The organism is Pseudomonas sp. A-RE-19, assembly GCF_019956555.1.
In the GTDB taxonomy this organism is placed as follows: domain Bacteria; phylum Pseudomonadota; class Gammaproteobacteria; order Pseudomonadales; family Pseudomonadaceae; genus Aquipseudomonas.
In genome coordinates this window covers 1-2823 of record NZ_JAHBDQ010000057.1, presented here as the reverse complement: position 1 = coordinate 2823, position 2823 = coordinate 1, and the positions used below count along the sequence as shown (strand labels likewise).

Below are 2823 nucleotides of genomic sequence, written 5' to 3'. Positions count from 1 at the left end.
TCATAAGCTAGAGCGAGGAGACGTGGAGGTCTCTTATACGCTCTGGGTGGAAAGCAGAAACCGCAAGAACGATCAAATGCTTCCCCCGTCCATTTGATAATGTTGCTCTAGCGTTCATGGAGGTTCGTCATGCTGAATATCGAGAGAGCCCTGTGGTACATCGAGCTGGAGCTAGGATCCCACCTCGATCTAGGACGTGTCGCGCGCCATTGCAATATGTCTCCTTTTGCACTGGCCCGTTTATTTCCGCTGTCGACGGGTTGGTCGGTGATGCGTTACATCCGTGCGCGGCGTTTGAGCCAAGCGGCACTGACCTTGCGTCGAGGTGCACCGGATATCCTGCAAGTAGCGCTGGATGCTGGCTACGGCTCACATGAAGCTTTTACGCGTGCCTTCTGCGATCTGTTTGGGTTCACTCCGAAGCAGGTTCGTGAGCACGAGGATGAACACCTCTCACTGGTGGAGCCTTTACGCATGAAAGAAAGGAAGCTCATAACCCTATCTGAACCCCGCTTTGAAACTAGATCCGAGTTTTTCATTGCTGGTCTGGGGGATCGTTTTACCTTCGATAGGAACGAAGGGATCGTCAGTTTGTGGCAAGCGTTCGCCCCTTACATAGGGCGAATACCAAGTCAGGTAAACTGCTGGAACTATGGACTATGCTGTAATCCTGAAGAGGATGGTAGTTTTGAGTACATTGCTGGCACAGAGGTGTCCAGCGTCGACAGTCTTCCTCCCGCTTTTAGGTACTTCAAAGTGCCTCAGCAAAACTATGTCGTGTTTCGACACCAAGGCCATATCTCGACAATCCATCAGACATTCTTCACCATTTTCAATCACTGGTTGCCTGAATCTGAATATGAGCTTGTCGACGCTGCTGAATTCGAGCAGTACAGCTCTGATTTCGAACCATCCCAAGGTAAGGGTTACGTGGATGTGTGGATACCGCTTGCAAGAGCCCAAGCCTTCTAATTGTGGGATCGAAGCCTGCTATAAATCTATAAATCAGACCACTAGGTATGGAGTCTGCCCAATGAGTTTTAACTGGCACAGTGATCAGCTCACTAGAAATACGACAGTTTGCAAGAGTTATCGAAATACACAGAATGTTCGCAGATTCATGGTGGAACTCTGCGGCGTGGACTTTAAATTTGACAGGGATTTTATGGCCTGGATACGTAATGACGTGCCTAAAACTCTCGGAGAAGTCGTCGATGAGTGGCTGCACCAACATCGCGATACCAATTGAGCGCGCGGCAAGTATCAGGCCAACAACTCTTCAAACGGTTGCCTATTTGGTAAGCATGCCAAACCCACCTTCCTGATGCTTACGCTGAGGGCGATGGAGTCCATCTATTGAGATACCCTCTCCCGTCGGGCAAACTCCGGTTGCTTCATTGGCCGATAACAGGAGTTTACGGATGCCATTTCCACTGACGGAACATAATGCCTTGTTGGCCCTAAAGGGCGTAGGGCCGGCCGTTATCGCTCGCCTTGCGCAGATGGGCATTGACTCGCTAGCTGTGCTCAGCAAAGCGAATGCTTGTGACATCCTGGCTCAGGCATCGGCAGCAGTAGGATCGACTTGCTGGAAGAATAGCTCCCAAGCTCGGGCCGCCATTACCGTGGCCATTGAGCTTGCAAAGGACTCTCAGTTGAGCACACCTGGTGCGTAAAGCTGATCGCTTATTTCAATTGGTAAATCTGATTCGTGTCCATCAGCCAATCTCTGCTGAACGACTGGCTAGCCGAATTGGCGTTTCCGTTCGCTCAATCTATCGATACATCGACGACCTTTCCTTCAGTGGAATCCCAATCTATGGTACCGCTGGCGTGGGGTATGCCTTGGATGCCGATTTTGAGATGCCGCCTTTAACGTTGAACAGGCTCGAACTGGATGCATTGATGCTCGGGATGGAAATGCTTTCAGCTTCCGCCGATAACGAACTAAGTGCTGCGGCAAGGATGTTGTTGAGCAAAATCTCAGCGTCCATAGTCCATCACAAGGTTGACCCCAGCACGGCAAAAATCAGGGCACTTGGAACAACACCTTCCTCGACGCGTGGCCATTTGGCAACCCTTCGAAATGCCATCGAAAACACTCAGGCGCTGACGATAACTTATACCAGCTTGGACGGTGCGGTTTCGCAACGCCTCATTTCCCCCCTTGGCCTTTTCTACTGGGGAGGAAAGTGGACAGTTGGAAGCTGGTGTAGTGCCAGGGCGGCTTACCGTGATTTTCGGGTCGATCGCATAGCCTCCATCGCTATTGCCCAACAACCATCACCCGACAATCCTGCCCTTGATCTCCAAGCGTACATGAAGCACCAGGCAAACCAGTGGAAAGCGATCACCACTACTGACACTACGCTGTCAGTATGAGCCACTCATGATTGGGACTCCTTAACACACAGAAGGTCATCTCAATGCAGCACTCATCTCATGTACTCGAATTAGCCATTTTCAAGGTCAAACCGGAATGCGTTGCGCAAGTGCCTGTGCTCCGCGCAGGGCTTCGTGAAACGCTAAAGACCTTTCCTGGTTTGATCGAGTACCGTGCCTACTGCCCTATGAGCGACGACCGAGTCTTCGCGGACTTGGCAATGTGGGACAGTCTTGAGAACGCACAAAAAGTGGCAAAGGCGTTCAACGATGGAGATCCGAGATTCTCTGAGTATATGTACGCTATTGAAAACCTGACGTTCATGAGTCACCTCGTTCCAGAGATGAGTTGACCCCCGACAGACTGCCAGAGCAGGCAAGAGACACCAATGCCTTTGCTGTCAGGCATCGGTGTCGTCACTTCCAGTGTAAGTGTTCTCA

At 51.0% G+C, this 2823-nt stretch carries 5 protein-coding genes; all 5 read left to right on the top strand.

The features are described from left to right. Positions 1–129 precede the first annotated feature (129 nt). The 5 genes from KGB14_RS24295 to KGB14_RS24275 all read left to right on the top strand — a co-directional run bounded on the left by KGB14_RS24295 (position 130) and on the right by KGB14_RS24275 (position 2735). The gene (locus KGB14_RS24295; protein ID WP_223489188.1) at positions 130–972 is read left to right on the top strand and encodes an AraC family transcriptional regulator; all 843 of its coding nucleotides are present in this window, start codon (positions 130–132) and stop codon (positions 970–972) included. 61 nt (positions 973–1033) lie between these two features. Then, on the top strand, positions 1034–1249 hold the full coding sequence (locus KGB14_RS24290) for a DUF6434 domain-containing protein (protein ID WP_223489186.1): 216 nt from the start codon (positions 1034–1036) through the stop codon (positions 1247–1249). A gap of 172 nt (positions 1250–1421) precedes the next feature. Next, on the top strand, positions 1422–1676 hold the full coding sequence (locus tag KGB14_RS24285) for a helix-hairpin-helix domain-containing protein (RefSeq protein WP_223489184.1): 255 nt from the start codon (positions 1422–1424) through the stop codon (positions 1674–1676). Beyond that, positions 1669–2382, top strand: coding sequence for a helix-turn-helix transcriptional regulator (locus tag KGB14_RS24280; RefSeq protein WP_223489182.1), 714 nt, complete (start codon positions 1669–1671; stop codon positions 2380–2382). The genes KGB14_RS24285 and KGB14_RS24280 overlap by 8 nt, the downstream gene beginning before the upstream one ends. A 44-nt stretch (positions 2383–2426) precedes the next feature. Beyond that, positions 2427–2735 (top strand): antibiotic biosynthesis monooxygenase family protein, encoded by a 309-nt coding sequence (locus tag KGB14_RS24275; RefSeq protein WP_223489180.1) that lies wholly within the window; start codon positions 2427–2429, stop codon positions 2733–2735. Positions 2736–2823: the final 88 nt, after the last annotated feature.